Annotated in this window: 23 protein-coding genes and 1 pseudogene; 14 read left to right on the top strand and 10 right to left on the bottom strand. The window is 70.4% G+C overall.

Going from position 1 to position 26,652, the window contains the following annotated elements:
- Window positions 1-32: 32 nt before the first annotated feature.
- Entirely contained in the window at window positions 33-533 is a 501-nt protein-coding gene (gene bfr / locus NJ376_RS04975; RefSeq protein WP_252952125.1) for a bacterioferritin, read from the top strand.
- Between the two features lie 204 nt (window positions 534-737).
- On the opposite strand, the pseudogene NJ376_RS04965 reads toward bfr, so the two are convergent.
- The 5 genes and pseudogenes from NJ376_RS04965 to NJ376_RS04945 form a co-directional block, all read right to left on the bottom strand.
- Window positions 738-2,180: pseudogene (locus NJ376_RS04965) on the bottom strand (GH3 family domain-containing protein); the annotation flags it as partial.
- On the bottom strand, window positions 2,177-4,423 hold the full coding sequence (locus NJ376_RS04960) for a penicillin acylase family protein (protein ID WP_252952124.1): 2,247 nt from the start codon (window positions 4,421-4,423) through the stop codon (window positions 2,177-2,179). The gene NJ376_RS04960 and the pseudogene NJ376_RS04965, both read right to left, overlap by 4 nt.
- A 266-nt stretch (window positions 4,424-4,689) precedes the next feature.
- Window positions 4,690-4,941 (bottom strand): hypothetical protein, encoded by a 252-nt coding sequence (locus tag NJ376_RS04955; RefSeq protein WP_252952123.1) that lies wholly within the window; start codon window positions 4,939-4,941, stop codon window positions 4,690-4,692.
- 508 nt (window positions 4,942-5,449) lie between these two features.
- Entirely contained in the window at window positions 5,450-5,704 is a 255-nt protein-coding gene (locus NJ376_RS04950; protein WP_252952122.1) for an Lrp/AsnC ligand binding domain-containing protein, read from the bottom strand.
- Window positions 5,705-5,866: 162 nt separating this feature from the next.
- Window positions 5,867-6,430, bottom strand: coding sequence for a DUF4337 domain-containing protein (locus NJ376_RS04945; protein ID WP_252952121.1), 564 nt, complete (start codon window positions 6,428-6,430; stop codon window positions 5,867-5,869).
- A gap of 294 nt (window positions 6,431-6,724) precedes the next feature.
- Between NJ376_RS04945 and NJ376_RS04940 the strand changes: the two genes are divergently transcribed.
- Window positions 6,725-7,450: a PP2C family protein-serine/threonine phosphatase gene (locus NJ376_RS04940; protein ID WP_252952120.1), complete on the top strand. Its 726-nt coding sequence runs from the start codon at window positions 6,725-6,727 to the stop codon at window positions 7,448-7,450.
- A 21-nt stretch (window positions 7,451-7,471) separates the two neighbouring features.
- Here the strand turns inward: NJ376_RS04940 and tagF are convergent, their stop codons facing one another.
- Window positions 7,472-8,071 carry a type VI secretion system-associated protein TagF gene (gene tagF / locus NJ376_RS04935; RefSeq protein ID WP_252952119.1) on the bottom strand — a complete coding sequence of 200 codons (600 nt, stop codon included), beginning with the start codon at window positions 8,069-8,071 and terminating at the stop codon, window positions 7,472-7,474.
- A gap of 200 nt (window positions 8,072-8,271) precedes the next feature.
- On the opposite strand from tagF, the gene tssA reads away from it, so the two are divergent.
- The 9 genes from tssA to tssH all read left to right on the top strand — a co-directional run bounded on the left by tssA (window position 8,272) and on the right by tssH (window position 19,250).
- Window positions 8,272-9,330 (top strand): type VI secretion system protein TssA, encoded by a 1,059-nt coding sequence (gene tssA, locus NJ376_RS04930; protein WP_252952118.1) that lies wholly within the window; start codon window positions 8,272-8,274, stop codon window positions 9,328-9,330.
- 69 nt (window positions 9,331-9,399) lie between these two features.
- Window positions 9,400-9,921, top strand: a complete 522-nt coding sequence (tssB, locus tag NJ376_RS04925) for a type VI secretion system contractile sheath small subunit (RefSeq protein ID WP_252952117.1) — start codon at window positions 9,400-9,402, stop codon at window positions 9,919-9,921.
- A gap of 3 nt (window positions 9,922-9,924) precedes the next feature.
- Window positions 9,925-11,406 carry a type VI secretion system contractile sheath large subunit gene (gene tssC, locus NJ376_RS04920; RefSeq protein WP_252952116.1) on the top strand — a complete coding sequence of 494 codons (1,482 nt, stop codon included), beginning with the start codon at window positions 9,925-9,927 and terminating at the stop codon, window positions 11,404-11,406.
- Window positions 11,407-11,474: 68 nt separating this feature from the next.
- Window positions 11,475-12,026 carry an Hcp family type VI secretion system effector gene (locus NJ376_RS04915; RefSeq protein ID WP_252952115.1) on the top strand — a complete coding sequence of 184 codons (552 nt, stop codon included), beginning with the start codon at window positions 11,475-11,477 and terminating at the stop codon, window positions 12,024-12,026.
- 159 nt (window positions 12,027-12,185) lie between these two features.
- Window positions 12,186-13,037 (top strand): type VI secretion system accessory protein TagJ, encoded by an 852-nt coding sequence (locus tag NJ376_RS04910; RefSeq protein WP_252952114.1) that lies wholly within the window; start codon window positions 12,186-12,188, stop codon window positions 13,035-13,037.
- Window positions 13,038-13,041: 4 nt separating this feature from the next.
- Window positions 13,042-13,551 (top strand): type VI secretion system baseplate subunit TssE, encoded by a 510-nt coding sequence (tssE, locus tag NJ376_RS04905; RefSeq protein WP_252952113.1) that lies wholly within the window; start codon window positions 13,042-13,044, stop codon window positions 13,549-13,551.
- On the top strand, window positions 13,551-15,437 hold the full coding sequence (gene tssF, locus NJ376_RS04900; protein ID WP_252952112.1) for a type VI secretion system baseplate subunit TssF: 1,887 nt from the start codon (window positions 13,551-13,553) through the stop codon (window positions 15,435-15,437). The genes tssE and tssF overlap by 1 nt, the downstream gene beginning before the upstream one ends.
- Window positions 15,401-16,543: a type VI secretion system baseplate subunit TssG gene (gene tssG, locus NJ376_RS04895; protein ID WP_252952111.1), complete on the top strand. Its 1,143-nt coding sequence runs from the start codon at window positions 15,401-15,403 to the stop codon at window positions 16,541-16,543. Before tssF ends, tssG begins: the two co-directional genes overlap by 37 nt.
- 34 nt (window positions 16,544-16,577) lie before the next feature.
- The gene (gene tssH / locus NJ376_RS04890; RefSeq protein ID WP_252952110.1) at window positions 16,578-19,250 is read left to right on the top strand and encodes a type VI secretion system ATPase TssH; all 2,673 of its coding nucleotides are present in this window, start codon (window positions 16,578-16,580) and stop codon (window positions 19,248-19,250) included.
- Between the two features lie 302 nt (window positions 19,251-19,552).
- Here tssH and NJ376_RS04885 read toward each other — a convergent pair whose 3' ends face one another.
- Window positions 19,553-20,614 carry an alcohol dehydrogenase gene (locus tag NJ376_RS04885; RefSeq protein WP_252952109.1) on the bottom strand — a complete coding sequence of 354 codons (1,062 nt, stop codon included), beginning with the start codon at window positions 20,612-20,614 and terminating at the stop codon, window positions 19,553-19,555.
- A gap of 80 nt (window positions 20,615-20,694) precedes the next feature.
- Window positions 20,695-21,678 (bottom strand): tripartite tricarboxylate transporter substrate-binding protein, encoded by a 984-nt coding sequence (locus tag NJ376_RS04880; protein WP_252952108.1) that lies wholly within the window; start codon window positions 21,676-21,678, stop codon window positions 20,695-20,697.
- A gap of 156 nt (window positions 21,679-21,834) precedes the next feature.
- On the opposite strand from NJ376_RS04880, the gene NJ376_RS04875 reads away from it, so the two are divergent.
- Window positions 21,835-22,347, top strand: a complete 513-nt coding sequence (locus NJ376_RS04875; protein ID WP_252952107.1) for a GNAT family N-acetyltransferase — start codon at window positions 21,835-21,837, stop codon at window positions 22,345-22,347.
- 219 nt (window positions 22,348-22,566) lie between these two features.
- Here the strand turns inward: NJ376_RS04875 and NJ376_RS04870 are convergent, their stop codons facing one another.
- A complete protein-coding gene (locus NJ376_RS04870) occupies window positions 22,567-23,676 on the bottom strand; it encodes an ATP-grasp domain-containing protein (protein ID WP_252952106.1) in 1,110 nt (369 codons plus the stop codon).
- Window positions 23,677-23,688: 12 nt separating this feature from the next.
- On the opposite strand from NJ376_RS04870, the gene NJ376_RS04865 reads away from it, so the two are divergent.
- Both NJ376_RS04865 and NJ376_RS04860 read left to right on the top strand, forming a co-directional pair.
- Entirely contained in the window at window positions 23,689-24,549 is an 861-nt protein-coding gene (locus tag NJ376_RS04865; protein WP_252952105.1) for a CoA-binding protein, read from the top strand.
- The gene (locus NJ376_RS04860) at window positions 24,546-25,514 is read left to right on the top strand and encodes a hydroxymethylglutaryl-CoA lyase (protein WP_252952104.1); all 969 of its coding nucleotides are present in this window, start codon (window positions 24,546-24,548) and stop codon (window positions 25,512-25,514) included. The genes NJ376_RS04865 and NJ376_RS04860 overlap by 4 nt, the downstream gene beginning before the upstream one ends.
- Before the next feature lie 202 nt (window positions 25,515-25,716).
- On the opposite strand, the gene NJ376_RS04855 is transcribed toward NJ376_RS04860, so the two are convergent.
- The gene (locus NJ376_RS04855) at window positions 25,717-26,274 is read right to left on the bottom strand and encodes a MarR family winged helix-turn-helix transcriptional regulator (RefSeq protein ID WP_252952103.1); all 558 of its coding nucleotides are present in this window, start codon (window positions 26,272-26,274) and stop codon (window positions 25,717-25,719) included.
- Window positions 26,275-26,652 lie beyond the last annotated feature (378 nt).

The following is a 26,652-nucleotide window of genomic DNA, read 5'->3' as shown; positions in this document are numbered from 1 at the left end:
ACCCTCTCGGCGGCCGCAACCAGGAGCGTTGCATGAAATCCGACCCGAAGGTCGTCGAGCATCTGAACACCCAGCTCACCAATGAGCTGACCGCGATCAACCAGTACTTCCTGCATGCCCGGATCCTGCGCCACTGGGGCGTGACCAAGCTGGGCAAGCATGAATACGAGGAATCGATCGACGAGATGCGCCATGCCGATTGGCTGATCGAGCGCATCCTCTTCCTCGGCGGGCTGCCCAATCTGCAGCGGCTGAACCAGGTGATGGTCGGCCAGACGGTCGAGGAGATCCTCCAGGCCGACCTGACGCTGGAGGAGAAGGCGATGGCCGATCTCCGCGAGGGCATCGCCTATTGCGAATCGGTGCGCGACTACGTGTCGCGCGACCTGCTGCGCCGCATCCTCGACAGCGAGGAGAGCCATGTGGACTTCCTCGAGCGGCAATTCGACCTGATCAAGCTGATCGGGATCGAGAAGTACATCCAGCTCAACAGCGCCTCGGCGCCGGAGCAGGAAGAGGGCGGCGGGGAATAGGGTAGCCAGGGGCGCTGCCCCTGGATCCCGGCAGGAGGCTCTGCCTCCTGCCCCTCCGCCGGGGCCAGGACCTGGCCCCGGACCCCGGTCCGAGTTTACTGGCTTACCCGCCGACTCACACCGGGGCCGGGGCGCGGGGGTGGCGCCCCCACCGCTCACCAGCCCCTCCACCGCCTGTGCAAACCGCCCCGGATTCGCCAGCACCCGCGGCACCTTGTGCTGCCCGCCCAGCTTTCCCTGGGCACGCATCCAGGCCTCGAACCGCCCTGCCGGCAGCAGCGTCACCTCCGGCGGGTCCATCTGCCCGCCCCGGCGGTGCGCCGCATAATCCGCATTCGCCGCCTGCAATGCCGCGTCCAGCGCCGCCGCCAATGCCGCCGCCGAGCCCTCGCCGCGCGCTTCCACCAGCCAGCGGTGATGCCCGCGCAGCGCGCCGAAGACCGGCCCTACCGTGTATTCCACGATCTCCAGCCCCACCTGCGCGGCGGCGGCCAGCAGCGCCTGTTCCAGCTCCTCACCCGCCAAGTGTTCGCCGAAAGCGGAGAGCATGTAGCTGACCCGCCCCGTCACCAGCAGCCGCGGCGGCAAGCGGTCGATGAACCGCACCGTATCCCCCAGCACATAGGCCCAGAGCCCGGCGCAGGAGGTGACGATGACGGCATACTCTACCCCGGTCTCGACAGTGCCCACCCAATGCCGGGTCGGCGTCGGCGCCGCCAGCTCCTCGACCGGCACGAATTCCCAGAACACGCCCCGGTCGGTGAGCAAGCGCAGCCCTTCGCCCTCGCCGCGATCGGCGATGGCGCAGAAGCCCTCGCTCGCCGGATAGACCTCCCGCGTTGCGCAACCCGGCGGCAGGAAGGGGGCGATGTGGTTGCGGTAGGGGCCCCAGGCGACGCCGCCATGCACCAGCAGCTCCAGCCCTGGCAGGGGCGGCCTGCCGTGCCGCGCCGCCAGCCGCTCCAGCAGCAGCAACAGCCAGGAGGGGGTGCCGGAAAGCATGCGAATGGCCGCCGCCGGCGCCTCCGCCGCCAGGGCCGCCAGCTTGGCATCCCAATCCGCCAGCAGAGCCAAGCGGGAGGGCGGCCAGCCCCAGGGCGCCAGCAGCCGCGGCACCTCCGCCGCGGCGATGCCGGAAAGATCCCCCTGCCGCACCCCCGGCGCCACCGCCTGCAGCGCCGTGGAGCCGCCCAGCATGAAGGAAAGGCCGCCGAAGATTCGGCTTTCCGGATGGCGGTGCAGGTGCCAGGCCAGCACATCCACTGCCGCCCGCCGGTTGGCCCGGACCATGGCGCGGGAGACCGGGATGTATTTCGTGCTGCCGGAGGTGGTGCCGGAGGAGAGCGCGAAATAGGGCATCAGCCCCGGCCAAGTGACGTCGCGCAGCACCGGGTAGTCCGGCTGCCACCAGTCCTGCCAGAATTGCTCGTAGCGGCGCAGCGGCACCCGGGCCTGGTAATGCGCGACATCGGTGATGTCGATGAAGCCGTGCAGCCGGCCGAATCGCGTGCCGGCGGCGTGGTGCAGCAGGCGCTGCAGCAGTGCCGCCTGGCTCGCTGCGGCGTCTTCCGCCTCCAGTGCGGCGATGCGGCGCGCGGTCACCGCCCGCAGCAGCGCCGTGGCGTCAAAGGGGGGGCCGGCCCTCATGGGCGCAGCACCGTCACATGGGGGAATTCCCGCGCCACCGTCTCCGGCCGCAGCGGCAGGCGGATGCTGCGCCCCTCGCGCCAGAGCGGGATCTGGTCCGCGAAGGCGGCGCTGCCGAGGAAGCCGTCCTGCCCGCCGAACAGCACGAACCAATTGGCGTCGGAGTCGCCAAGGTCCGAGACCTGTCGCGCCATGGCGCCGAAGCTGACCTCATGCGGACCGGCGACCAGCCCGTGGCCGGTCTTCATCGGCGTCTCGCGGGAGCCGCCGACCGGGTCGCTGCCCAGCACGAAGGCGCGGCCGAGCAGGGGCAGGTTCACCAGCCAATGCGCCGCGCGCAGCCGATGTACCTCGCCCCAATTGGCATGGCGGGCGGCCAGCGGCGCGGCACCCGCCACCGCCGCCCGCAGCACGGCATCGCGGCGGGCCGGCGGCAGCGCGTCCAGGTCCCGCAGCAGGAAGGTGGTGATGAAATTCCACCCCGTCTCCGGCCCGCGCGCCGTCACCCCCTCCGGCTGCAGGGCGGGAACGAGCTGGCCGATCAGCAGCTCGAAGATGAGGGCGGCGCGGCTTTCCGCGGCGTAGTCGCCATCCCAGCCGCGCAGCGGGGCCAGCAAAGCGGGGTCCGGCGCGCCGCCGGGCAGGGCGTCCAGCCGTGCCAGCAGCCCCTCTGCCAGTGCCGCCGCCTTGGGCGCCACCCTATCCCGTTGCAGCGCCGCCAGATCGGCGACGGAGAGCTTCGGCCGGGCGGCGAGCAGGGCGCGCAGCCGGGCGACGCGGTCGCCATCCGAGAAGAAATAGCCGATGGGCGGGGCATCCGGGGCCCAGAGCGCCGGATTCTCGTTGGCCGAGGCGAGGAAGCCCTCCCGCGGATCCTCCAGCGCCGGCAGGCGCCCTGCGTCGCGCAGCCGGGTCCAGGGCGCGGTCGCCGCCGGGTCGCGCGCATCCAGCACCGGGTCGGTGGCGGGGAAGCCGGCGCGGTCCGGCAGCAGGGCGGCGGTCAGCCGGCCGATGCGCCCGCTGCGATCGGCCCAGAGCATGTTCTGCGGCGAGACGGCGAAGCCGGCGAAGGCGGCGCGGAACTCCCCGCCATTGCGGGCCCGGGCGGCGCGCAGCAGGGCGGTGATCTCGTCTGCCGGCTCATGCCCGGCCCAGCGCAGGGCGATCTGTTCGCCGGCCGGATTGGGGATGATGGTGGCATCGGTGATGACCGGCCCCTGGGGCGAGACGCGCACGCGCCGTGTCGTGGCGAACCAGAGGCGCTGGCGGATCGTCACCTCCCGCTCCTCCAGCGGCAGGCCGGCAACGGCGAAGAGGTCCGAGGAGGCGGCGCGGAGGTTGGTGCCGCCCCAGGCCAGGTCCGGGTTGCGGCCGAGGCCGAGGATGGGCAGGCCCGGCACCATCATCCCGACCGCGTGGAAGGAGGGGGAGCGCATCCCCGCCAGCAGCCAGAGATTGGGCAGGGAGAGGCCGAGATGCGGATCGGCCGCCAGCAGCGCCGCGCCGCTTTCGCTATGCGCCGCATCCACCGCCACGGCATTGCTGCCCTGGCGGGAGAGGCCGGTGAGCAGCCCGCCGAGCGCCACCTGCCCCGCATTCGCCGGAGCCAGCCCCGTGCCGGCGACCAGCAGCCGCTGCCAGGCGCGGGCGAAGCCGGGCGTGCCGCGCTCCGCCAGCAGGGAGAAATAGCCGAGCCAGTTGATATCGGTGCCGGCCAGCCGGCCGATCGCCAGCAGGTCCTCGCGCGTCAGGGGCTCGCGGCGGAGGCCGAGCAGGCCTGCCTCCGGGGGGCGGGGGCCGTGGCGGATGGCGTGGTTCAGCCCCACGAGGAACGCATCGACGAAGTCACGCGTCTCGCGCGGCCAGGCGGCGATGATGGCGGGGGCGGGGCGGCCGAAATCGAGGATGCGCAGCGCATGGTCGATATCGGTGGCGAGCGGCCCGGCGACCTCCGCCAGCCTGCCCCGCGCCACATGCCGCAGCAGGTCGATCTGGGCGCCGCGGAGATGGCCATGCACCAGGCCGAGGGCCATGGCGAGGTCGGTGTCGCTCCCGGCCTCGATCCAGGGGATCAGGTGGTCGTTCCAGCGGATGGTGACCGGGGCGCCGAGGGGCAGGCCCCGGAGGGGCAGGGTGGCCAGCCTCTTCTCCACCGAGACATGGCGGGGAAACAGCGCGGCGCAGCCCGGCAGCAAGGCGGCGATCGCCAGCAACAGCGCCGCCTGGCGCGACCATCCCCGCATCTTCCCTGCACGTCCCGCCATCCGGCGCAAAAGCTTGGGGCGGGGGCCGCGCGGCGCAAGGCGCGGCGGTGCCGGCGGGCGGGCGATTTCCCCGGCCGCAACGACTAGGTGAGGTGATTGCGGCAGGGGCGGCGCGGTGGGTAGGGCGCGGGAATTCAGGCCGGTGACGGGCGGCAGGGCCGGGGCAGGGTGCCCGGGCAGGGCTCGGCCCCGGCAAGGGCGTCACCCTTCCTTACATTTCCCTCACTGGCGGGGACATCGCCGTGTCACCAGCCGCGGTAGCCGCCATGCGGCCCGCCGCGGCCATAGCCGCCATAGCCCCGACCGCCGCGGCCATAGCCTTCCGCGTAGCGGCCGTGCGGACGGTCATTCGCCGCGCCGGCGATCAGGCCCGCCGCGGCGCCGATGCCGGCGCCCAGCAGCAGGGTATTGCCCCAATTGGTCGAGCCGTCGGGGTTCTGGCAGCCGCCAAGCACCAGGCTGAGGGACAGGGTCAGGGCGGCCAGGATGCGGGTCATCGGGACTCCTCCTCGAGGAGGCAGCCTGACCTGGCGATGGGGCGGGGCCAGGGCGGTGCGATGGCAGCGCGCGGCGCGGCGATGGCAGGGATGGCGGGATCGCGCCGGAATCATGGCGTGGAGATCATGGCGTGGAGGGGCGTGGCTTGCGTCGGACCGGCAGCGCCGGCGGCCTGCTCGGCTGGAGCGGATCCGCCTTGACCGTGACGGCGCGCAGCGCTCCAGCCGCTCGTTGGGGTCCGGATGGCCAAGTGGGTCCTGACCCGACAAGGCTGCAACAGGCCGTCAGTCGGCCCCTGGCCTGCGGCGCCTCCGCTCCCTCGCCGCACTCTGGCGTGGACGGGCAGCCGGGGCATCGGCGGGCCGGGGGCCGGACCTCGTCCGACCGCGGCAGGGCGGGCCGGCCCACCAGTCCCATATCGGGGCCCATGCGGCGGCCCGCATGGGCCGGGCCTGGCTCTCATTCACACGCCGGAGCCAGGCGCTCCGGCGACCCCGCTTCCCGCGATCAGGCCCGGCCCGGCGAGAAGGCGTTGAAGGTCTGCAGGGTGTAGGTGTCCTTCACCCCCACCACGGTCTGCAGCCGCTCCACCACGAACAGGCCGATATCCTGCTCCGGCTCCAGGTAGAATTTTCCCATCAGGTCGTACTGGCCGGAGATGGAGTGCATTTCCGAAAGTTCCGGAATGGTGTCCGCCATCTCCCGCGCCACGCGATAGGCCTGGCCCATCTCGCATTTCACCATGACGAAGATCGCCCGCATCGGCTCCTCCTCCGGCCCGGTTGCCGGGCCGCCTGTTCTCCGCCATTGCGGGCCGAGCGCCGAGCCCGGTCAAGCCCGGCCGGCGCCAGCTCTGCCATGGCCCTGCCGCGGCTTCGCTGCGACAGGGCCTCGGGCCAGACGTGCGGTGTCGGCGCGGGAGGCTCAGAAATGCACGGCCTCGGGTGCAAAATAGCCGATACCGGTCAGCGCCACCCCGACCAGCCCAACGACACCGCCGGCCACCGCCAGCGCCGGCACGCCGGTGACGATGGAGGAGGAGGCCATGACGATCGCCACCTGGAAGGCGGCGGAGGCATATTCGTAATGGTGATAGGCAGCCATGGAGACGTCGCGGTGATGCTCCGCCGCCCGTGCCCGGTTCATCAGCTCGCGCCGGCCCTCGCCGGTCTCCGGCTCGCTCTCCCAGCGCTGGGCGCTGTCGCGCCAGGCGCGCTGCTGCCGCTCGATCGCGCCGCGCACCGCCTCGTCGGTGGCGGCGAGCCGCGCCAGCTCCGCCTCCTCCGCCGCCGTCCGCACCGTGGTCTGGCGCACGGTGCGGGACTGGAAGAAGGCCCAGAGGTTGGCGGCCTCCACGTTGCGCGAAATCGCCTCGGTCTGCGCGCTCTTCGCCCCGGTCTCGGAGATGGCGAGGAATAGCGCCAGAATGGAAATCAGCAGGGCGATACGCTTGTCCCCGCCATGGTCCGCATGTCCGTGTCCCGCCATTATTTCCGTTCCGGTGCTGTGGCTTCCGGCGCCGCCAGGGTGCGCTCGCCGCCGAAATGCCATTGGTACAGCCAAATGAAAAGCACTTGGATGCGGTTCCGGGCGGGTTTCGCCGGGACCGTACATCGCAGGAAAGTGATGTGATTGCCCCCTGCGTTCAGTCGCTTCCCGGCGGGCAAACGGAACGGTATCGTTGCTCTCCTGAGTCGCAACCTTCGGTTTGGGTGGGGGGCCCGCGTCAGGCGTGAGAGCGAAAGAGCCCGTCGGCGAAGCCTGGTCCGAGACCCAAGCCGCATGCCGTTCCTGATCACCGCGCGCGGCGCGACCCATGTCGGCACCGTCCGCAAGCGGAACGAGGATGCCTTCATCGACCGCTCGGATATCGGCGTCTGGGCGGTGGCGGACGGCGCCGGCGGCCATGGCGCGGGGGATGTCGCCTCGGCCGCGGTGGTGGCGGCGCTCGCCGCCCTGCCGGTGGACCTCCAGCCCGGGGAGAAGCTGGCGGAGATCCGCCGCCGCCTCTCCGAGGTGCATGCCGAGCTGCAGCGCCAGGCGGAGAGCACCGAAAGCGGGGTGATCGCCACCACCGTCGTCGTCATGCTGGCGCATGGCGACCATTTCGCCTGCCTCTGGGCCGGGGATTCCCGCGCCTATCTGCTGCGCCACGGCGTGCTGACCCGCATCACCCGCGACCACTCCCTGGTGCAGGAGCTGGTGGACCAGGGCACGCTGGCGGCCGAGGACGCCGAGCGCCATCCCCAGGCCAATGTCATCACCCGGGCGATCGGCGGGGCAGGGGAGCTCGAGCTCGACAAGGTCTCCGGCCGCTTCGAGGATGACGACCTGGTCCTGCTCTGCACCGATGGGCTGTTCAAGGCGCTGCCGGAGGAGCAGATCGGCATCCTGCTGATGGCCGGCGCCGATCCCGACCAGCTTCTCGCCGCGGCGAACGAGGCGCGGGCGCGGGACAACGTGACCGCGGTGATGGTGCGGGCGCGGGAGAGCGCGGCGGCGATCTGAGGCGAGGGCGCGGGGCGGCGGTCAGGCCGCGCCGGCATCCAGCATCCGGGCGAAGGCCGCGCCATCCGGCAGGGCGGGCAGCACCAGCACCCCAGCCGGCACGCGGGGCGAGCCTTCGGTCCACCACACCGTCTCGCCGCGCCCGGCCGCCGCGCATTCCAGCGGCGCGGGCGGGGGCGCCTCGGGCTCCGGCCCTGCCAGCCGCGCGGCGAGTTCCGCGGGGCCCAGCTCCAGCTCCAGCGCGGCAAGGCCCGCCGCCTCCGCCAGGGCCAGCCAGCCGGCCTGCGCCGCGGCGAAGCCGGCGGGATGGCCTTCCGCCGGCCGCGCGAAGGTCAGGGGAAAGAGCCGCCCGGCGCGATCAACGCTCGGCATCCAGAGGCCGAGCATGGCGGCCGGGCCGCAGGCACCGGCGGGCAGCAGGAAGCGCCAGATCGGTGCCTCCATCCAGGCCGGCTTCCAGCGCGGGCCGAGCAGGTCGCGGCTCGTGGCAATGGCCTGCTGCCACCATTTGTCCCAAGGGCGGGTGAAGCTGCCGGCCAGGCCCTGGCCAACGAAATCCCCGCGCGCTGGCAGCTTGCCATAGAAGCCACCGGGGCCGGGTGGCACTGCTGATGCGGCCAAGCCATCTCCTTAAGGTTGAGAGTATGCTGGACAATGTCGTATTTCTACGACACGATCCAGCCAATCGAAACGAACCAGGTCGGCACCCTTTGGGGCCGGCAATATCCCGCAGGAGCACGGCGCGGCCCATGAGTGCGATGACGCAGCTACGCGGGGCGGCGTTGCGCGCCTGCGGCCGCCGCTGGGCCGGGGGGCGGTGAATGGCCGAGTTCGACACCTACCTCGAGACCGAAGATACCGGCTCCGACCTTGAGTTCGACGCTGATTTCCTGGCGTTGAACACCGCCGCAACCGGCAAGCCGGAGCAGCAATTCGGCGATACCGTCATCCCCGCCGAGGATCCCGACTGGCGGGAGGTGGAGCAGCTTGCCGTCGGGCTGCTGGAGCGCTCGCGCGACATCCGCATCATTGTCCACTTGGCCGTAGCGCGGCTGCACACCCAGGGCGTGCCTGCCTTCGCCGAGGCGGTCGGGCTGATCGCCCGGCTGCTCGACACGCACTGGGAGGGCGTGCATCCGCGGCTGGACCCGGATGACGACAACGACCCGACGATGCGCGCCAATGCGGTGCTCGGCCTCGGCCATGTCGGGCGGGTGGTGCAGGTGCTGCGCGAGGCGCCGCTGGCCCGCAGCCGGCGCGCCGGCAGCTTCGGCTGGCAGCAGATCGCCCTCGCGATCGGGCTGCTGGAGCAGGACCCGGAGGCCACGCCGCCCACCGAGCAGGAGATCAACGCCGCCTTCGCCGAGACCGATCCGGATTACGCCGAGCGGATCCGCGCGGCCTTCGACGGCCTGGCCCGCGACCTTAAGGGAATCAACACCGCCTTCGAGGACAAGGGCGGGCCGGGCACGAGCCCCGATCTCAGCCGGCTGGAGAAGCAGGTCTTCGACATCCGCAAGGTGCTGGATCGCTTCAAGTCCGTGACGTTGGACACAGCGGCCGAGAGTGAACTCCAGGTAGAAGAGACGGGCGAGAAAGAAACCGAAGACCGTGTGGCGATGGCGGCGGCGCCACGGCGCGCCGGTGGGGCGGGCTTCGCCTCCGTGCTGTCGCTTCGCCAGGTCGAGACGCGGCAGGAGGCGATGCATCTGATGGAAGTGGCCGCGACCTACTTCGAGACCTACGAACCGGCCAGCCCGCTGCCGCTGCTCATCCGGCGGGCGCAGCGGTTGGCGGACAAGAATTTCCTCGATCTCCTGCGCGACATGGCGCCCGACGGGCTCCATCAGGCGCAGCTCATCGCGGGAACGAACGAATAGGGGGATCTGCGTCGGCGGCCGCTTGGCTGACGACCCCTGCGGACAACAGGAACCAGAGCGAGGTCAACAGTGGCCAAACCGAGCAGCCAGAAATTCATCGCCCGGAACCGCGCCCCGCGGGTCCAGATCGAATACGACGTCGAGACCTATGGCGCCTCGAAGAAGGTGCAGCTGCCCTTCGTCGCGGGCGTCATGGCAGACCTCTCCGGCAACCCGGCGGAGCCGCTGCCGCCGGTGGCCGACCGCAAGATGCTGGAGATCGATGTCGACAACTTCGACAGCCGGCTGAAGGCGATGAAGCCGCGCGTCGCCTTCATGGTGCCGAACACCCTGACGGGCGAAGGCAGCATGGCGGTGGACATCACCTTCGAGAGCATGGACGATTTCTCCCCCGCCGCCGTCGCGCGGAAGGTGGATGCGCTCAACCAGCTCCTGACCGCGCGGACCGAGCTCTCGAACCTGCTGACCTACATGGACGGCAAGAGCGGCGCCGAAGAGCTGATCGGCAAGGTGCTGCAGGATCCGACGCTGCTGCAGGCGCTCGCCTCCGCGCCCAAGGCGGATGGCGGCAACGAGTCGTCGGAGGGCTGATCGATGTCCGAGCAACTTCAATCGTCCTCCGCCTTCGCGGGGGTCACCTTCCAGGAGAACGACTTCGCCTCCCTGCTGAGCAAGGAGTTCCGGCCGAAATCCGATGCGGCCCGGGACGCGGTGGCGGGTGCGGTGCAGACCCTGGCGCAGCAGGCGCTGGCGAACACCACGCTGATCGGCACCGAGGCGCTGAAGACGATCGAGGGCATCATCGCCGCGATCGACGCCAAGCTGACCGAGCAGGTGAACCAGATCATCCACCACGCCGATTTCCAGCAGCTGGAATCCGCGTGGCGCGGCCTGCACTACCTGGTCAACAACACCGAGACGGACGAGTACCTGAAGATCAAGGTGCTCAACATCTCGAAGAAGGAGCTGACGCGGACGCTGAAGAAGTTCCGCGGCACCGCCTGGGATCAGAGCCCGCTGTTCAAGAAGCTGTATGAGGAAGAGTTCGGCCAGTTCGGCGGCGAGCCCTTCGGCTGCCTGATCGGCGACTACTATTTCGACCACAGCCCGCAGGACGTGGCGCTGCTGGGCGACATCGCGGCCGTCGCCTCGGCCATGCATGCGCCCTTCATCTCGGCGGCGGCGCCGACCGTGATGCAGATGGACAGCTGGAACGAGCTGGCCAATCCGCGCGACCTGACGAAGATCTTCCAGACGCCGGAATATGCCGCCTGGCGGAGCCTGCGCGAGAGCGAGGATGCGCGCTACATCGGCCTGACCATGCCGCGCTTCCTGGCGCGGCTGCCCTATGGCGCGAAGACCGAGCCGGTGGAGGAATTCGCCTTCGAGGAAGAGGTCGAGGGCGCCGACAGCAGCAAGTATTGCTGGGCGAATTCCGCCTATGCGATGGCGACGAACATCACCCGCGCCTTCAAGATGTATGGCTGGTGCACGCGGATTCGCGGCATCGAAAGCGGCGGCGCGGTGGAGGGCCTGCCCTCCCACACCTTCCCGACCGATGATGGCGGCGTGGACCAGAAATGCCCGACCGAGATCGCGATCAGCGACCGGCGCGAGGCGGAGCTGGCAAAGAACGGCTTCATGCCGCTGATTCACAAGAAGAATTCCGACTTCGCCGCCTTCATCGGGGCGCAGTCCCTGCAGAAGCCGCAGGAATATGACGACCCCGCAGCGACCGCTAATGCCAATCTCTCTGCGCGGTTGCCTTACCTTTTCGCGAGCTGTCGTTTCGCCCACTATCTGAAATGCATGGTTCGGGACAAGATCGGTTCTACCATGACGCAACAGCAGCTCACCGAGTGGCTGGAGCGCTGGCTCGGCCAGTATGTGGACGGATCGCCGGACTCCTCGACCGAGGAATACAAGGCCACCCATCCGCTGGCCGAAGGCAAGGTGGTGGTGGAGGCCAACCCCGAGAACCCGGGCTACTACAGCGCCAAGTTCTTTCTCAAGCCGCACTACCAGCTTGAGGGGCTGACGGTGTCGCTCCGTCTCGTCTCGCGCCTGCCGGCCTGAGCGGGTCGGGTCTTCCCGGCATCCAAGAAACGTCACACCAGAACGCGGATAGGGACTAGGAGAGAAACATGGCTTTCGACGCTTTCATGCTGTTCACGCCGGCTGATACGGGCAAGCCGCTGGCGGGCGAGACGCAGACCGACTTCACGGTCGGCGGCGACCCGTTCATTGCCGACTTCAAGAGCACGACGCCCTTCGAGATCGACGATTTCTCCTTCGACATCGAGAACGTGCTGAACATCGGCTCGTCCTCCTCGGGCGTCGGCGCCGGCAAGCCCACCTTCAACCCCTTCCAGTTCAGCCGGAAGATCGACATCGCGTCCCCGGATTTCTTCCGGATGTGCTGCTCCGGCAAGCACTTCAAGGACGTGGTCCTGGCGCTGCGCAAGTCGACCGGCGGCCAGTCCTCGGGCGAGGTCTTCCTGCGCTTCAACTTCAAGCTGGTCGGCATCAAGACCGTCTCCTGGTCCGGCGCCGATGGCGACGAGGCGGTGAAGGAGGAAGTGACCTTCGAGTACGGCTCGGTGCAGATCCAGTACAAGAAGCAGAAGCCGGATGGCGCCCTCGAATCGACCTCGAAGGACGCTGGTTGGGATCGAATTCGTAACATCCAGATCTGACGCCCTGGCGGCCGCCGCGACGATCTCGCGGCGGCCCTTGGACGGAATGGTTATTTCTAAGTAATAGGGCGATATTGCGGTCGTCGCGGCGCGTGGTGTCGGGCGTCCGGCCGCTTCCGGATGGGAAGCTGGCAGCGGCGAAGGGGAAGGGGGTGGGGCATGGCCTCGGATGCGGCGACACTTGATGCCCGTGGCGTACTCCGCACCGGCGATCCCCGCGCAGCGCTTGAGAAGCTGAAGCAGGAAGTCCGCAAGGCGCCGCGCGACCCGGAGCTGAGGACCTTCCTCTTCCAGCTCTTCTGCATCACCGGCGAATGGGACCGGGCGATCAATCAGCTCTCGGTCATCAGCGAGATCGACAAGCTCGCCATGCCCATGGTGACCACCTACCGCGCCGCCATACGTTGCGAGATCCTGCGCGAGCGGGTTTTCGCCGGCACCCGCCAGCCGACTTTCTTCGGCGAGCCGGAGCCCTGGATGTCCCTGCTGATGGAGGCGAACCGCCGCCTTGCCGCCGGCGCCTACGATCATGCGGCAGAGCTGCGCGACCAGGCATTCGAAGCGGCGCCGGCCAGCAGCGGCACGGTGGACGGTACCGGCTTCGAGTGGATCGCGGATGCCGATCCGCGGCTCGGCCCGGTGGTGGAGGCGATCGTCGACGGGAAATACTACTGGCTGCCGGTGCACCGCCTGGCGAAGCTGGAGATCGACCCCCCCGAGGATCTGCGCGACCAGGTCTGGCTGCCGGCACAGCTCACCTTCGCCAATGGCGGCAGCACGGTCGGGCTGCTGCCGGCGCGCTACCCGGGCACCGAGGCCGCGGCTGATCCCGCCCTGCTGCTCGGCCGCCGCACCGAATGGGTGGAGAAGGCGGAGGGCTGGTTCCTCGGCCTCGGCCAGCGGATGTTGACCATCGGCGCCGAGGAGGATCTGCCGCTGCTCGACCTCCGCAGCCTCGGGATCGCCGCGCCGCCGGCCGCGGCGGCCGAGGCCCCGGCATCCGACGGCTGAGCCCATGGTCGAGTTCAGCAGCCGCGAGCATCTGCAGCCATCGCTGCTGGACCGGCTGACCGACAATGCGCCGGAGAATTCGCGGGATCCGCCGGACCAGTCCATGCTCAGCATGGCGCAGCTCCGCGCCAGCGTGCTGCGCGACCTCGCCTGGCTCTTCGCCACCACGCGGCTGGAGGTGCTGGAGGAGCTGGACGGGCTGCAGGAGGTGCGACGCTCCGTGCTGAATTACGGCCTGCCCGCCTTCACCGGCCTGACCAGCGGCGGCAACCGCATCGCCCAGCTGGAGAACGCCATCGCCGAGGCGATCCGCGTCTTCGAGCCGCGCATCCTGCGCGACACGCTGCGGGTGAAGCTGCGCGGGCTGCAGAATGACAGCGCCGATGGCGCGCTGGTCTTCGAGATCCAGGGCGAGCTCTGGGCCCAGCCGGTGCCGCTGCGCATCCTGCTGGAGACCGCCATCGAGCCGGAGAGCAACACCGTTTCCGTCGTCGAGGCACGGGCGCGCGGCTGATGGACCCCAGGCTGCTGCGGCATTACGAATCCGAGCTGCGCTTCGTGCGCGAGATGGGTTCGGAATTCGCCCGCGAATACCCGAAGATCGCTGGCCGCCTGGCGCTGGCGAATACCGAGGTGGCCGACCCCTATGTGGAGCGGCTGCTGGAAGGCTTCGCCTTCCTCACCGCGCGTATCCAGCTGAAGCTGGAGGCGGAATTCCCGACCTTCACGCAATCCCTGCTGCAGATGGTCTATCCCCACTACCTGGCCCCGACCCCGGCCATGGCGGTGGTGCAGTTCAATCCGGACCAGGCGATCCGCGGCATGGCGGCCGGGCAGGTCCTGCCGCGCGGCACGGTGCTGCGCAGCATCCTCGGCGCGGATGACGACACCAATTGCGAATTCCGCACCGCCCAGCCGGTGCAGCTCCTGCCCATCGAGATCAGCGAGGCGGAGTATCTGCCGGCCGCCGCGGCCGTGTCCGCCCTCAACCTCCCGGAAGCGGTGCGCAGCCGCGGCGCCAAGGCGGCCATCCGGCTGCGGCTGAAGGCGCTCGGCACCGCGCCCTTCGCGGAGATCGCGCTCTCCCGCCTGCCGCTCTTCCTGGCCGGGGCGGAGAATACCCGCTTTCGCCTGCATGAGCAGCTCGTCGCCGATCTCCTCGGCATCGTCGTCCGCCCCACCCAGCGGCCGTTGCCCTGGCAGGAGGTGCTGCCGAAATCGGCGCTCGAGCCCCAGGGCTTCGAGGATGACGAGGCGCTGCTGCCGCCGGCGCCGCTGACCTTCCAGGGCTACCGGCTGCTGCAGGAATACTTCGCGATGCCGGAGCGCTTCCTCTCCGTGCGGTTGAACGGGCTCGACAGCGCCGTCTCCCGCTGTGCAGGGCAGGAGCTGGACATCATCTTCCTGCTGTCCCGCAGCGACATGCTGCTGGCCAATGGCTTCGGCGCCGACCAGTTCCGCCTGTTCTGCACCCCGGCCATCAACCTCTTCCCCAAGCGCGGCGACCGGCTGAACCTGAATGAGCGGGAGGTGGAGCACCAGATCGTGCCGGACCGCATGCGGCCGGTGGATTTCGAGGTGTTCAGCGTGCAGGGGGTGGAAGGATTCGCCGCCGATGGCGGCGAGCCGCAGGACTTCCTGCCCTTCTATGCGGCGAACGACCTGACCAGCTACCCGGAGATGCGGCGCTACTACATCCTCCGCCGGCGGCCACGGCAGCTTTCCGCCCGCACCCGCCAGCGCGGCCCGCGCAGCTCCTATATCGGGCACGAGGTCTATATCTCCCTCGTCGATGCCGAGAACGCGCCCTTCAAGGGGGAGCTGCGGCAGCTCGGCTTCGACCTGCTCTGTACCAACCGCGACTTGCCGCTCTTCATGCCGGTGGGGAAGGGGCGGACGGATTTCACCCTGGAAGCCAGCGCGCCAGTCGCCTCGGTCCGCTGCCTCGTGGGGCCGACGGCACCGCGCCCCTGCCGCTCGGATGGCGAGTATGCCTGGCGCTTCATCAGCCATCTTGGGCTGAACTATCTGAGCCTGGTGGACAAGGACGGGGTGCATGGCGCGGTGGCGCTGCGCGAATTGCTCAGCCTCTACGTGCCTTCCGCCAGCTCCCACCATGCCCGGCAGCTGGAGGGGCTGCTCTCCACCTCCACCCGCCCGGTGGTGCGACGCATCCCGGGCGCCGGGCCGCTGACCGCCGGCCGGGGGCTCGAGATCACACTGAAGATGGATGAGGTCGCCTTTGGCGGGGCAGGGGCGGTGGTGCTGGCCTCGGTGCTGGACCGCTTCTTCGCCAAATACGTCTCGATCAACGCCTTTACCGAAACCGTGCTGACCACCGCGGAACGCGGCGAGGTGGCGAGATGGCCGATCCGGATCGGGCGTCAGCCGGCGCTCTAGCCGAGCCGCCGGAGGGCGCGGCGCAGCCGGTGGCGACGCTGCCGCCCGATGCGCCGGCCGCCCCGCCGCCGCTGCATGCCAGCCTGGCGGCGGAGCCCTGGCGCCATGGCTTCTATCAAGCGATGCGGCGGCTGGAGGCGCTGCACCGCGACCGCCCGCGCCTCGGCCGCTCCACCCGGCCGATGCAGGATCCGGTGCGGCTGGGGCAGGACCCTTCGGTCACCTTCGCGCCCTCCACCCTCGCCGATTTCGAGCTGGGGAATGAGAAGCACGCGGCGCGTCTCATCGTGCATTTCCTCGGCCTGTTCGGGCCGAACGGCCCGCTGCCGCTGCACCTGACGGAATATGCCCGTGACCGGCAGCGCAATGCGAAGGACCAGACCTTCCGCCGCTTCGCCGACATCTTCCACCACCGCGCCCTCTCGCTCTTTTACCGCGCCTGGGCGGATGTGCAGCCGACCGTCAGCTTCGACCGGCCGGAGGATGACCATTACGGCCGCTTCGTCGCCTCGCTCGTCGGCATCGGCACTCCCGGGCTGCGCGACCGGGACGCCATGCCGGATCTGGCGAAGCAGCATTACGCCGGGCACCTCGTCGCCCGCACCCGGCATGCCGATGGGTTGGCCGCCATCCTGTCCGACTTCTTCAGGATGCCGGCGCGGATCGACACCTTCGTCGGCGACTGGCTGGTGCTGCCGGAGGACGGGCTGACCCGGCTGGGCGGCGGCGCCACCGTCGCGGCGCTCGGCGAATCCGCCGCCATCGGCCGCAAGGTCTGGAGCCGGCAGCACAAATTCCGCATCGTCTTCGGCCCGCTGACGCTGAAGGACTACGCGCGGATGCTGCCGGGCGGCGCCAGCTTCCGCCGACTGGTGCCGATCGTCCGCAACTATGTCGGGGACACGCTGGCCTTCGACGTTAACCTCATCCTGCGCCGCACCGAAGTCCCGCGCATTCAGCTCGGCCGCCAGGGCCAGCTCGGCTGGACCACCTGGCTGACGCCGCGGCGCGGCCTGACCGATGCGGGCGACCTCTTCCTGCATGCCGGCGCCGATGGCACGGCGCGGGAGGCGGATTCCCGCATGGCGGCACGCGAAGATTCGTAATAGAAACAACACGGCCCAGGACTGGAAAGCGCTCATGTCCGAGATCAGTCGTTCCGCCCTTTTCGGCAAGCTCAACCCGGTCGGGTACCGGGCGCTGGAGGCCGCCACCGTCTTCTGCAAGCTGCGGGGCAATCCCTATGTGGAGCTGGTCCACTGGATCCATCAGCTCCTGCAGCTCCAGGACAGCGACCTGCACCGGATCATCCGGCACTTCGGCCTGGATGCGGCGCGGCTTGCTGCTGACATCACCGCGACGCTGGACAAGCTGCCGCGCGGCGCGACGGCGATCTCCGACTTCTCCCCGCTGATCGAGGAATCGGTCGAGCGCGGCTGGGTCTATGGCACGCTGTTGTTCGGCGAGAACCAGGTGCGCACCGGCCATCTGGTGGTCGGCATGCTGAAGACCAAGGCGCTGACCAATGCGCTTGCCGGCATCAGCAAGGAATTCGCGAAGCTGCGGGCCGAGGCGCTGGCGGATGAGTTCCGCAAGCTGCTGGACGGCTCGCCGGAGGCCGCGCTGGTGGCCGCCGACGGCTCGAAGGTCGGCAGCCCGGGCGAGGCGAGCGGCGCCGTGGCGCCGGCCCAGATGGGCAAGCAGGAAGCGCTGGCGCAGTTCAGCGTGGACCTGACGGAGAAAGCGCGGAAGGGTGAGATCGACCCGATCGTCGGTCGCGACCAGGAAATCCGCCAGGTGGTGGACGTGCTGATGCGCCGCCGGCAGAACAACCCGATCCTGATCGGCGAGGCCGGCGTCGGCAAGACGGCGGTGGTCGAGGGCTTCGCGCTGCGCATCGTCGCCGGGGACGTGCCGCCGCAGCTCAAGGACGTGACCCTGCGGACCCTGGATGTCGGCCTACTGCAGGCCGGCGCCAGCATGAAGGGCGAGTTTGAGCAGCGGCTGCGCCAGGTGATCGAGGAGGTGCAGGCCTCCCCGAAGCCCATCATCCTGTTCATCGACGAGGCGCATACGCTGGTCGGCGCCGGCGGCGCCGCCGGCACCGGCGATGCCGCGAACCTGTTGAAGCCAGCGCTGGCCCGCGGCACGCTGCGCACCGTCGCGGCCACCACCTTCGCCGAGTACAAGAAGTATTTCGAGAAGGATCCGGCGCTGACCCGCCGCTTCCAGCCGGTGCAGGTGGATGAGCCTTCGGAGGAGAAAGCCATCCTGATGATGCGCGGCATCACCTCCTCGCTGGAAAAGCACCACCGGGTGCAGATCCTGGACGAGGCGATCGACGCCGCCGTCCGCCTCTCCCACCGCTACATCCCGGCGCGGCAGCTGCCGGACAAGTCGGTCTCGCTGCTCGATACCGCCTCAGCCCGCGTCGCCGTCTCCCAGCACGCCGTGCCGGCGGAGGTGGATGATTCCCGGCGGCGGATCCAGGCGCTGGAGACGGAGCTGGAGATCATCGGTCGCGAGGCCGCAGTCGGCATCGAGACGGCGGACCGCAAGGCCTCGGCCGAGGAGGCGCTGGCCCTCGAGAAGGACAAGCTGTTCGGGCTGGAGGCCCGCTGGCAGCAGGAAAAGATCCTGGTGGACAAGGTGCTGGCGCTGCGCGCCGCGCTGCGCGAGGGCGCCTCGGCGGTGGATGGCGCGGTGGCGGCGGATTCGCCGGAGCGCGCGGCCATGGTGGAGGAGCTGCGGAAGCTCCAGGCCGAGCTTGCGGAACATCAGGGCGAATCGCCGCTCATCATGCCGGCGGTGGATGCCCAGGCGGTGGCGGCCGTCATCGGCGACTGGACCGGCATCCCGGTCGGGCGGATGGTGAAGAACGAAGTGCAGGCGGTGCTGCAGCTCGCCAACACCCTCTCCCAGCGCGTGATCGGCCAGGACCACGCCATGGAGATGATCGCCAAGCGGGTGCAGACCAGCCGCGCCAAGCTGGACAACCCGAACAAGCCGATCGGCGTCTTCATGCTCTGCGGCCCCTCCGGCGTCGGCAAGACGGAGACGGCGCTGGCGCTGGCCGAGGCGCTCTATGGCGGCGAGCAGAACCTCATCACCATCAACATGAGCGAGTTCCAGGAGGCGCATACCGTCTCCACCCTGAAGGGCGCGCCCCCGGGCTATGTCGGCTATGGCGAGGGCGGCATCCTGACCGAGGCAGTGCGGCGCAAGCCTTACTCCGTGGTCCTGCTGGATGAGGTGGAGAAGGCGCATACCGACGTCCACGAGATCTTCTTCCAGGTCTTCGACAAGGGGATCATGGAGGATGGCGAGGGGCGGCTGATCGACTTCAAGAACACGCTGATCCTGCTGACCTCCAACGCCGGCACGGACCTCATCATGTCCATGTGCGCGGACCCGGAACTCATCCCGGAATCCGAGGAGATCGCGAAGGCGCTGAAGGAGCCACTGCTGAAGATCTTCCCGCCGGCGCTGCTGGGGCGGCTCATCACCATCCCCTACTACCCGCTGAGCGAGAGCATGCTCGGGCGGATCATCCGCCTGCAGCTCAACCGCATCGTCAAGCGGCTGAAGGAGCAGCACAAGGTGCCCTTCACCTATACGGAGGAGGTGGTCTCGCTCATCACCAGCCGCTGCAACGAGCCGGAAAGCGGTGGCCGCATGATCGACGCCATCCTGACCAACACCATGCTGCCGGCCATCTCGGCGGCCTTCCTGAACCGGATGCTGGAAGGCCAGCCGGTGCAGTCGGTGCATGTCGGGGTGGAGAACGGGGACTTCGCCTACAGCATCGTCTGATGTTTCCCCACAAAGCCGCTGCACGGCTTTGTGGGGACCTTGGACCCGCCATGCTCCGAAACTTCGCGCAGCCTTCCGCGGCGAAGCCGTGAAGGACAAGATGCGGAAGCAAGCCTCGATTGGCGCAGCTTGGCGAGGCCACGCCTCTTCGCCGGGCGAGGCACCCGGCGCCGTCAAAGGCAGAAGGGCCCTTGGCAGCCATGCGCCATGCCTCGCAGGCTGCACCGGCCGACTCAGGGGTTCCAAGGGCCTTTCGGCCCTTGGCGAGGGGAGGTTGAGGGGGAGCGGCGCTCCCCCTCAACTCAGGCCGCCACCAGCACCACGCGGCCGGTGATCTGCCCGTTCTTCAGCCGGTTCAGCACCGCATCGGCATTCTTCTGCGGCGTCGTCTCCACCGGGATGGCCGGGATCTTGCCCTGCTTGGCGATGTCGATCAGCGCCCGCAGCTCCTTCACATTGCCCACATAGCTGCCCTGGATGGTGATGGCGCGGATGGGCATCAGCGGCAGCGGGATGTTCATCTCGCCGCCGAACAGCCCCACCTGCACCAGCTTGCCGCCCTTGCGCAGCGCGTCGAAGGCGAAGCGGCTGGTCTGCGTGCCGTTCACCAGATCCACCACGCCGGCCACCGGGCCGCCACAGGCCTCGATGATCCGCTGCGTCGTGCCCTCGGCGCTGGCCAACACCGTATCGGTCGCGCCCTGGGCCTTCGCCGCGTCCAGCTTCTTCTGGTCCACATCGACGGCGCAGATGCGCTTGTGGCCCAGCGCCTTGAGGATGGCGATGGCGTTCAGCCCAAGCCCGCCGGCGCCGACCAGCACGATCGCCTCGTTCGGGTCCATCGGCAGCAGCTTGTTCACTGCGGAATAGACGGTGACGCCGGAGCAGGCATAGGTCGCGGCCAGCGCCGGATCCACGCCCTCGATGTCGATCAGGTGCTTCACATGGCTGGCCAGCACATGGGTGGCGTAGCCGCCATTCTGGTAGACGCCGAGGGAGCGCGGCGTGAGGCACATATTCTCCTCGTCGCGCTGGCAGATGGCGCATTTGCCGCAGCCGACCCAGGGATAGACCACGCGGAGGTCGCCCACCTTGGTGCCCTGACCCTCGGCCTCCGGCCCCAGCTTCACCACCCGGCCGACGATCTCGTGGCCCATCGCCAGCGGCAGCACCACGCCGCGGTCGGTGAGGCGCATCTTGCCGCGGGAGCCGAGGTCGTACTCGCCTTCCCAGATATGCAGGTCGGAATGGCAGACGCCGGCATGGGTCACCTCCAGCAGCACCTGCGCGCCGGTCGGCTCCGGCGTCGGCAACTCGATTTCCTGCAGCGGCTTGCCGGTTTCGACGACGGCCCAGGCGCGCATGGTTTCCTCCTATGGAAGGCGTGGGCGCGCATGGGACCGCGCCCGGCGGCGCGGGTCAAGGCAGTGTGGCGCGGCGCCGCTCAGTCCAGCGTGATGTGCCTCTCCCGGATCACCTTGCCCCATTCCTCCGCCTGCGCTGCCAGGAAACTGCCCAGTTCGGCCGGGGAGGAGGCGACGATATCGACGCCCTGGCCCTCCACCAGCCGCTGGCGGATGCCCGGCTCGGCCAGCGCCGTGGCCAGCGCCGCGTGGAAGCGCGCGAGGATCGGCGCCGGGACGCCGGCCGGGCCCAGCATGGCCCAGAAGGCCAGGGCAGCGACGCCGGGGAAGCCGGATTCGACGAAGGTCGGCAGCGCGGGCAGGGCAGGGGAGCGGGTGGGACCGCTCTGCGCCAGCGGCCGCAGCTTGTCCCCTACCTGGCCGCCGAGGCCGCCGCGCGAGGCGATGGCGAGGTCGATCTCCCCGGCCACCGCGCCCGCCACCATGGGCCCGCCGCCGCGATAGGGCACATGGGTCAGGCGGAAGCCCCCCTGTTGCTGCCACAGCTCCATCAGCAGATGCGCCAGGCTGCCGGCCCCGACCGTGCCGTAGGTGATCGTCTCCGGCCGCGCCTTCGCCGCGGCGGCGAGCGCCGCGAGGTCGGGCCAGCTCCGCCCCGGCGCCGCGGTCAGCAGCATGGGGGAGGTGGACATCAGCATCACCGGGGTGAAGTCGCGCAGCGCATCGAAGCCCGCCTTCGGGTTCAGCGCGTTCATCGTCGCATGGCTGTCGAAGACCAGGCCCCAGCTCTGGCCGTCCGGCGTGGCGCGGGCGACTTCCCGCGCGCCGATGGCGCCGGCGGCGCCGCTGCGGTTCTCGACCACCACCGGCACGCCGAGGCTGGCCTGGAGCGAGGGCTGCACCAGCCGCGCCGTGGTGTCCACGCTGCCGCCGGGGGCAAAGGGGACGATGATGCGGATCGGCCCGTTCGGCCAGGATTGGGCCCGGGCCATCCCCGGCAGGGCGAGGCCGGCGGGCAGGCCAAGGCCGGCAAGCAGGGTGCGGCGGCGGGAAAGCTGGGGCAAGACGGCCTCCTGGTCTTCGGACGGCGCAAGGTGCGCCGCCCGGCGCCGCTTCTCAATCCGTCCCACTGACGTTGTCCCGCGGCGGAACCTGGCCGCGGCGCCTGCGTCAAGCCATGGCCGCCAGGCCCGGCGGCGCCAGCCAGAATGGGAAGTCGGGTGGAGCAGGAGATCCGCGTCCTGGAGCCGGGAGACGCCGAAGCCTTCCGCGCCCTGCGCATCGAGGCGCTGCGATGCCATCCCGAGGCCTTCGGCGCCTCGGCCGCGGATGCCGAGGCGCTGGATGCGGCGGCCTTCGCCCGGATGATGCCGCGGCAGCCGCCGGATGCCATCTTCGGCGGCCTCCTCGGCGGGGAGCTGGCGGGGATGGTGGGGTTCTTCCTCCACCGCCCGCCCAAGGTGCGGCACAAGGGCGCCATCTGGGGCGTCTATGTGCGGCAGGCGGCGCGCGGCCGCGGCCTGGCGCTGCGGCTGATGCAGGCCGCCATCGCCCGGGCGCGCGAGGCCGGGGTGCAGCGGCTGCTGCTGACGGTCGGCCATGCCAATGCGCCGGCCCGGCGGCTCTATGACCGGCTCGGCTTCCACCCCTATGGCATCGAGCGGGACGCGCTGCGCCTGCCGGATGGCAGGTCCTTCGACGAGGAATTGCGCGCGCTCGACCTCAGCGGCTGAAGGGGCCGGCGGTGGCTGCCGGGAACGCACTCCGGCCGCGCCGCCACCGGCAGGCGTTCCGCCGTCCGCCCGGGCCGTGCCAGAATGGCAACGCAACCGACGGCGCGAGGGAGCGCGCGTGCAGCCAAGGACCCGGCCGATCGAGCCGCTGCATGACGGCGCGGGCATTGGCCTTTGGCGCTGCCCGCTGCCGCATGGCCGCGGCGATGCCGCGCCCGATCACATCGCCGCGGCCACCGCCCGCACCAGGTCATGCGGATTGTCGTGCAGCGCCGCGACGCCGACCTCGGCCAGCCGCGCCCGCGCTTCCTCCATGGAATAGCCGCGCAGCGCCGCGTGGCCGGCGGCGATGCCGCAGAAGAAGGGCTTGGTCGGCGGATTCGCCGCCAGGGCGGCGGCCAGCGCCTCCACTCGCGCCTTCAGTCCGCGGGAGGCGAGGGTGGTGAAGAACATCACCGCCTTCACCTCGGGCCGCTTCGCAATCTCGAAGGCCAGGGCGAGGCGGTCCGGCATGGTCTCCGCCGGGCCGCCATTGGCATTGTCCATGAAACAGGCGGAGGGGCAGCCGGCATCCGCCAGCAGATCCAGCATCAGCATGCCAAGCCCGGCGCCTGCGGTGATCTGCGCCACCGTACCGCCCTCCAGCTCGACGAGCTGGAAGCCGAGGTCGCGGGCCCGGCGCTCCAGCGGTGTCAGCGAAGCCGCCTCAAGCGCGGCGGAAAGGTCCGGCGCCGCATGGCGGAAGGCGGCGGCATCGTCGCGCACTGCCTTGGCGTCGCAGGCCACCAGCTTCCCCTCCGGCGTCACCGCCAGCGGGTTGATCTCCAGCAGCTCCAGATCCTCGGCGCGCATGATGCGGGCGAGGCGCAGGGCGAGGCGCGCCAGCCGCGCCGCGAGGTCGGGCGGGAAGCCGGGGCGGAGGATGGCGAAGGCCTCCTCCAGCGCGCCGGCCGCGTCGGGCTCGATCGGACCGCGGAGCAGCGTGCCGGCCTCCTCCACCTCCACCCCGCCTTCCGGCGAGCAGAGCAGCTCGATGCTCTGCGCCGTGCCATCGATGCGGAGCGCCAGGTAGATCTCCCGCGCCATCGTCACGGGCTCCTCCAGCAGCAGCGGCGCGCCGGGGTCGCCGAGCGCGGCGCGGATCTCGGCCGCATCCCGCGCCGCATCCGCGCTGCGCCGCACCAGCCCGCGCTTGCCGCGGCCGCCTTCCAGGATCTGCGCCTTCAGCACGCCCTGGCCGGAGATTGCGCCATGGTGCAGCGCACCACGAGGCACCGCCACCCCATGCCTGCGCAGCAGCGTCTTGCCATCATGCTCCGCCAGTCGCACGCTCGCCTCCCGATGATCGCACCCTTCCTCGCCAGCTTCCCCCGTCGCGTCGTGGTGTTCAACCCGACAGGTCGCTATGCCCAGGCCCAGGTCGCCTCGATGCGGGAGGCGGGAACCAACCTCGTCGCCGGCATTGCCCTCGGCCGCGGCGGGGAGGTGCTGGACGGCTTGCCGCTCTACGATGACATCCGCCAGGTGCCGGAGCCGGCCGATGCCGCGGTCATCTACACGCCGCCGGAGGGCGTGCTGGACGCGGTGCGCGCCGCCGCCGGCATACCCAGCATCGTTGTCGCCGCGGAATACGTTCCGGTGCATGACAGCCTGCGGGCGGCGCAGGCGGCGCGGGCGGCGGGGTCCTGGCTGGTCGGGCCCAATACGCTCGGGCTCTGCGTGCCGGGGGAGGGGCTGCTGGGCTCCATCGCCCCCTCCTTCTGCACCCCCGGCCGCGTCGCCGTGCTGTGCCGCAGCGGGACGCTCACCCTCACCATGGCGCGGCTTCTGACGGCGGCGGGCATCGGCCAGCGCGCGGTGATGCATATCGGCGGCGACACCATCGCCGGGCGCAACCCGCATGAATACATCCAGGCCCTGGCGCAGGATGCGCACACCGACGCCATCCTCTATTGCGGCGAGATCGGCGGCGACAAGGAATACGCGCTGGCCGAGGTCATCCCGGTCTGCCCCAAGCCGGTCGTCGCCATGCTGGTCGGCCGCCACGCCCCGGCGGAGAAGCGCATGGGCCATGCCGGCGCGCTGGTCGGCGGCGCGCGGGAATCCGCCGCGGCGAAGCTCGCCGCCCTGGCCGCTGCCGGCGCCCGTACGGCGCGGGACCCGGAACAGGCGATCACCCTGCTGAAGGAAGCGCTGGCATGAGCGACATCCCGTCCGAGGAGGAGATGGCCGAGATCGCCGGCGCGCCCGGCGAGGGCGCGGCGCGGGTCATCCTCTGCGAATGCTTCGCCCGGGACGGGCTGCAGCATGAGGCGCGGATCATCCCGGCCGAGGCGAAGATCGCGATGATCGAGCGCATCGCCGACTGCGGCTTCCGCCGGATCGAGATCACCAGCTTCTCCCACCCCACCCATGTGCCGCAATTCGCCGATGCGGAGCAGGTGCTGAAGGGCGTGCGGCGCCGCCCCGGCGTGCTGTTCAAGGCCACCTGCCCCAACCCGCAGGCGGTGAAGCGGGCGCTCGCGGCGCGGGAGGGCGGCTGGGGGCCGGAGGAGATCTCCCTCCTCGTCTCCGCCAGCGAGGGCCATACGCGGAAGAACCTCCGGCGCTCGCGCGAGGAGCAATGGGCCAATGTGGCGGAGATGGCGAAGCTGGGGCGGGATGCCTTCGTCATGGTCGGCACCATCTCCGTCGCCTTCGACTGCCCCTTCGACGGCCCCACCGCGCCGGACCGGGTGCTGGAGGATGCGCAGCGCTTCGCCGAGCTCGGCGTGACCCGCATCGCGATCGGCGACACCATCGGCAGCGCGACGCCGCCGCGGGTGCGGGACCTGATCGGCTGGCTGCACGGCGCCCTGCCCACCGCGACCTTCATCGCGCATTTCCACGACAGCCGCGGCACCGGGCTGGCCAATACCCTGGCGGCCATCGAGGCGGGGCTGACCCATGCCGACACCTCGCTCGGCGGCACCGGCGGGCATCCCGCGAAGATCGCCTATGGCGAGGGCTTCACCGGCAATACCTGCACCGAGGATCTTGCCACGGCGCTGGCCGCCATGGGCTACGAGACCGGGCTCGACCTCGAAGCGCTGCGGGCGGCGGGGCTGGAGGCCGAGCGGATGCTGGGACGCAGCCTTGGCAGCCGCACGCTGCGCATGGCGGGGTAGAGGCCTGCCCGCAGGAAGCGGGCACGCAGATCACGGACGACAAGGGCCGGTGCTGGACGGGGAGCCGCAGGACCTCGGGCCTGCGGCACCGAGGCAACCCGGTCCGGCCGACCGTCTGACCGGGCTCGTTCTCCAAGCACGACGTCCGCGGCGTCTCACCCGGCACCGCATGATGCGATGTTTGGGGTCGCCCGCGCGCCGCTCAGGCTTCCGTGGCCTCGGGCTCCGGCCGCGGGCGACGGCGCGGCGCACGCTGAGGCCCGGCCCGCAGCAGGGCCAGGGCGGCATCGGCATTCGCCACCAGCCGGGGCAGCAGGGCGGAGAGGCGGCGGACATCCTGCGCCGTCAGCCCGGCGAACAGGTCGTCATTCACCTGGAGCTGCACCGGCTGCTGCTCCGCCAGCCTGGCCCGGCCCTGCGGGGTGAGGGAGAGCAGGACCCGCCGCCCATCCACCCCATGCCGCTCCTTCCGCACCAGGCCGAGGCGCTGCAGCTGCTCCACCTCCATGGTGGCGAAGGCCGGGGAGATGCGCAGATAGGCGCCGAGGGCGGAGAGGCCGGGCGGCTCCCCCTCCGCTTCCAGATGGGCGATGGCGATCAGCGTCGTGTAGGCCGCGCCAGGCAGGCCCAGCCTGGCGGCGAAGCCGTTGCGGACCGCCTGCAGCCGCGCGGCGAGGGCCAGCAGCGCCTGGACCAGGGCCTGGATTTCGCGGTCCGAGCCGCCCGGGTGCAAGGCGGCACGGCTGGCATGGGTCGGCATGGACAATCCCGAAATTGGTGCGCCGGAATGAATTATCCCGGCTTTCGTTGCTCTGGCGAGAGGGGGGCAGCGGCTGGCGGCAGGTTGAGTGCCGGCTCGAGCGCTGCGGTTGCCCGTGGCACGAGCGTTGTTGCGGCCAGCGGCAAGGGCATTGCGGTCATCCGCGGAATGGCTGTTGCCATTGCCGGCGGCACGGGCGTTGCTATTCACCCGACCGCCACCTTTCAGGGAGCAGGCAATGATCCGGCGATGGCGGGATGGGCTGCAGGCCGCGATAGGGACCGCCCCGCCACCGGGCACTTGCCCCGCCCCGGCCGCCGATCCCGTGCCACGCCTCCGCCGGCCGCGCCGGGGCGGCGGCGAGCAGGCCAGACACCT

This window comes from Siccirubricoccus soli, from assembly GCF_024178315.1.
Lineage (GTDB): Bacteria > Pseudomonadota > Alphaproteobacteria > Acetobacterales > Acetobacteraceae > Siccirubricoccus > Siccirubricoccus soli.
The sequence above is the reverse complement of the archived record's forward strand: the minus strand, read 5'-3'. Positions and strand labels throughout refer to the sequence as shown.

Excerpts from the sequence above, each read along its gene's own strand:
- NJ376_RS04950 (WP_252952122.1), bottom strand. The coding sequence starts at position 5,704 with ATGCGGGCGATCTTCGTCATGGTGAAATGCGAGATGGGCCAGGCCTAT.
- NJ376_RS04955 (WP_252952123.1), bottom strand. The coding sequence starts at position 4,941 with ATGACCCGCATCCTGGCCGCCCTGACCCTGTCCCTCAGCCTGGTGCTT.
- tssF (WP_252952112.1), top strand. The coding sequence starts at position 13,551 with ATGGACCCCAGGCTGCTGCGGCATTACGAATCCGAGCTGCGCTTCGTG.
- tssC (WP_252952116.1), top strand. The coding sequence starts at position 9,925 with ATGTCCGAGCAACTTCAATCGTCCTCCGCCTTCGCGGGGGTCACCTTC.
- NJ376_RS04940 (WP_252952120.1), top strand. The coding sequence starts at position 6,725 with ATGCCGTTCCTGATCACCGCGCGCGGCGCGACCCATGTCGGCACCGTC.
- tssG (WP_252952111.1), top strand. The coding sequence starts at position 15,401 with ATGGCCGATCCGGATCGGGCGTCAGCCGGCGCTCTAGCCGAGCCGCCG.
- NJ376_RS04885 (WP_252952109.1), bottom strand. The coding sequence starts at position 20,614 with ATGCGCGCCTGGGCCGTCGTCGAAACCGGCAAGCCGCTGCAGGAAATC.
- NJ376_RS04945 (WP_252952121.1), bottom strand. The coding sequence starts at position 6,430 with ATGGCGGGACACGGACATGCGGACCATGGCGGGGACAAGCGTATCGCC.
- NJ376_RS04855 (WP_252952103.1), bottom strand. The coding sequence starts at position 26,274 with ATGCCGACCCATGCCAGCCGTGCCGCCTTGCACCCGGGCGGCTCGGAC.
- bfr (WP_252952125.1), top strand. The coding sequence starts at position 33 with ATGAAATCCGACCCGAAGGTCGTCGAGCATCTGAACACCCAGCTCACC.
- tssA (WP_252952118.1), top strand. The coding sequence starts at position 8,272 with ATGGCCGAGTTCGACACCTACCTCGAGACCGAAGATACCGGCTCCGAC.
- NJ376_RS04915 (WP_252952115.1), top strand. The coding sequence starts at position 11,475 with ATGGCTTTCGACGCTTTCATGCTGTTCACGCCGGCTGATACGGGCAAG.
- NJ376_RS04860 (WP_252952104.1), top strand. The coding sequence starts at position 24,546 with ATGAGCGACATCCCGTCCGAGGAGGAGATGGCCGAGATCGCCGGCGCG.
- NJ376_RS04960 (WP_252952124.1), bottom strand. The coding sequence starts at position 4,423 with ATGCGGGGATGGTCGCGCCAGGCGGCGCTGTTGCTGGCGATCGCCGCC.
- NJ376_RS04910 (WP_252952114.1), top strand. The coding sequence starts at position 12,186 with ATGGCCTCGGATGCGGCGACACTTGATGCCCGTGGCGTACTCCGCACC.
- tssE (WP_252952113.1), top strand. The coding sequence starts at position 13,042 with ATGGTCGAGTTCAGCAGCCGCGAGCATCTGCAGCCATCGCTGCTGGAC.
- NJ376_RS04865 (WP_252952105.1), top strand. The coding sequence starts at position 23,689 with ATGATCGCACCCTTCCTCGCCAGCTTCCCCCGTCGCGTCGTGGTGTTC.
- tssH (WP_252952110.1), top strand. The coding sequence starts at position 16,578 with ATGTCCGAGATCAGTCGTTCCGCCCTTTTCGGCAAGCTCAACCCGGTC.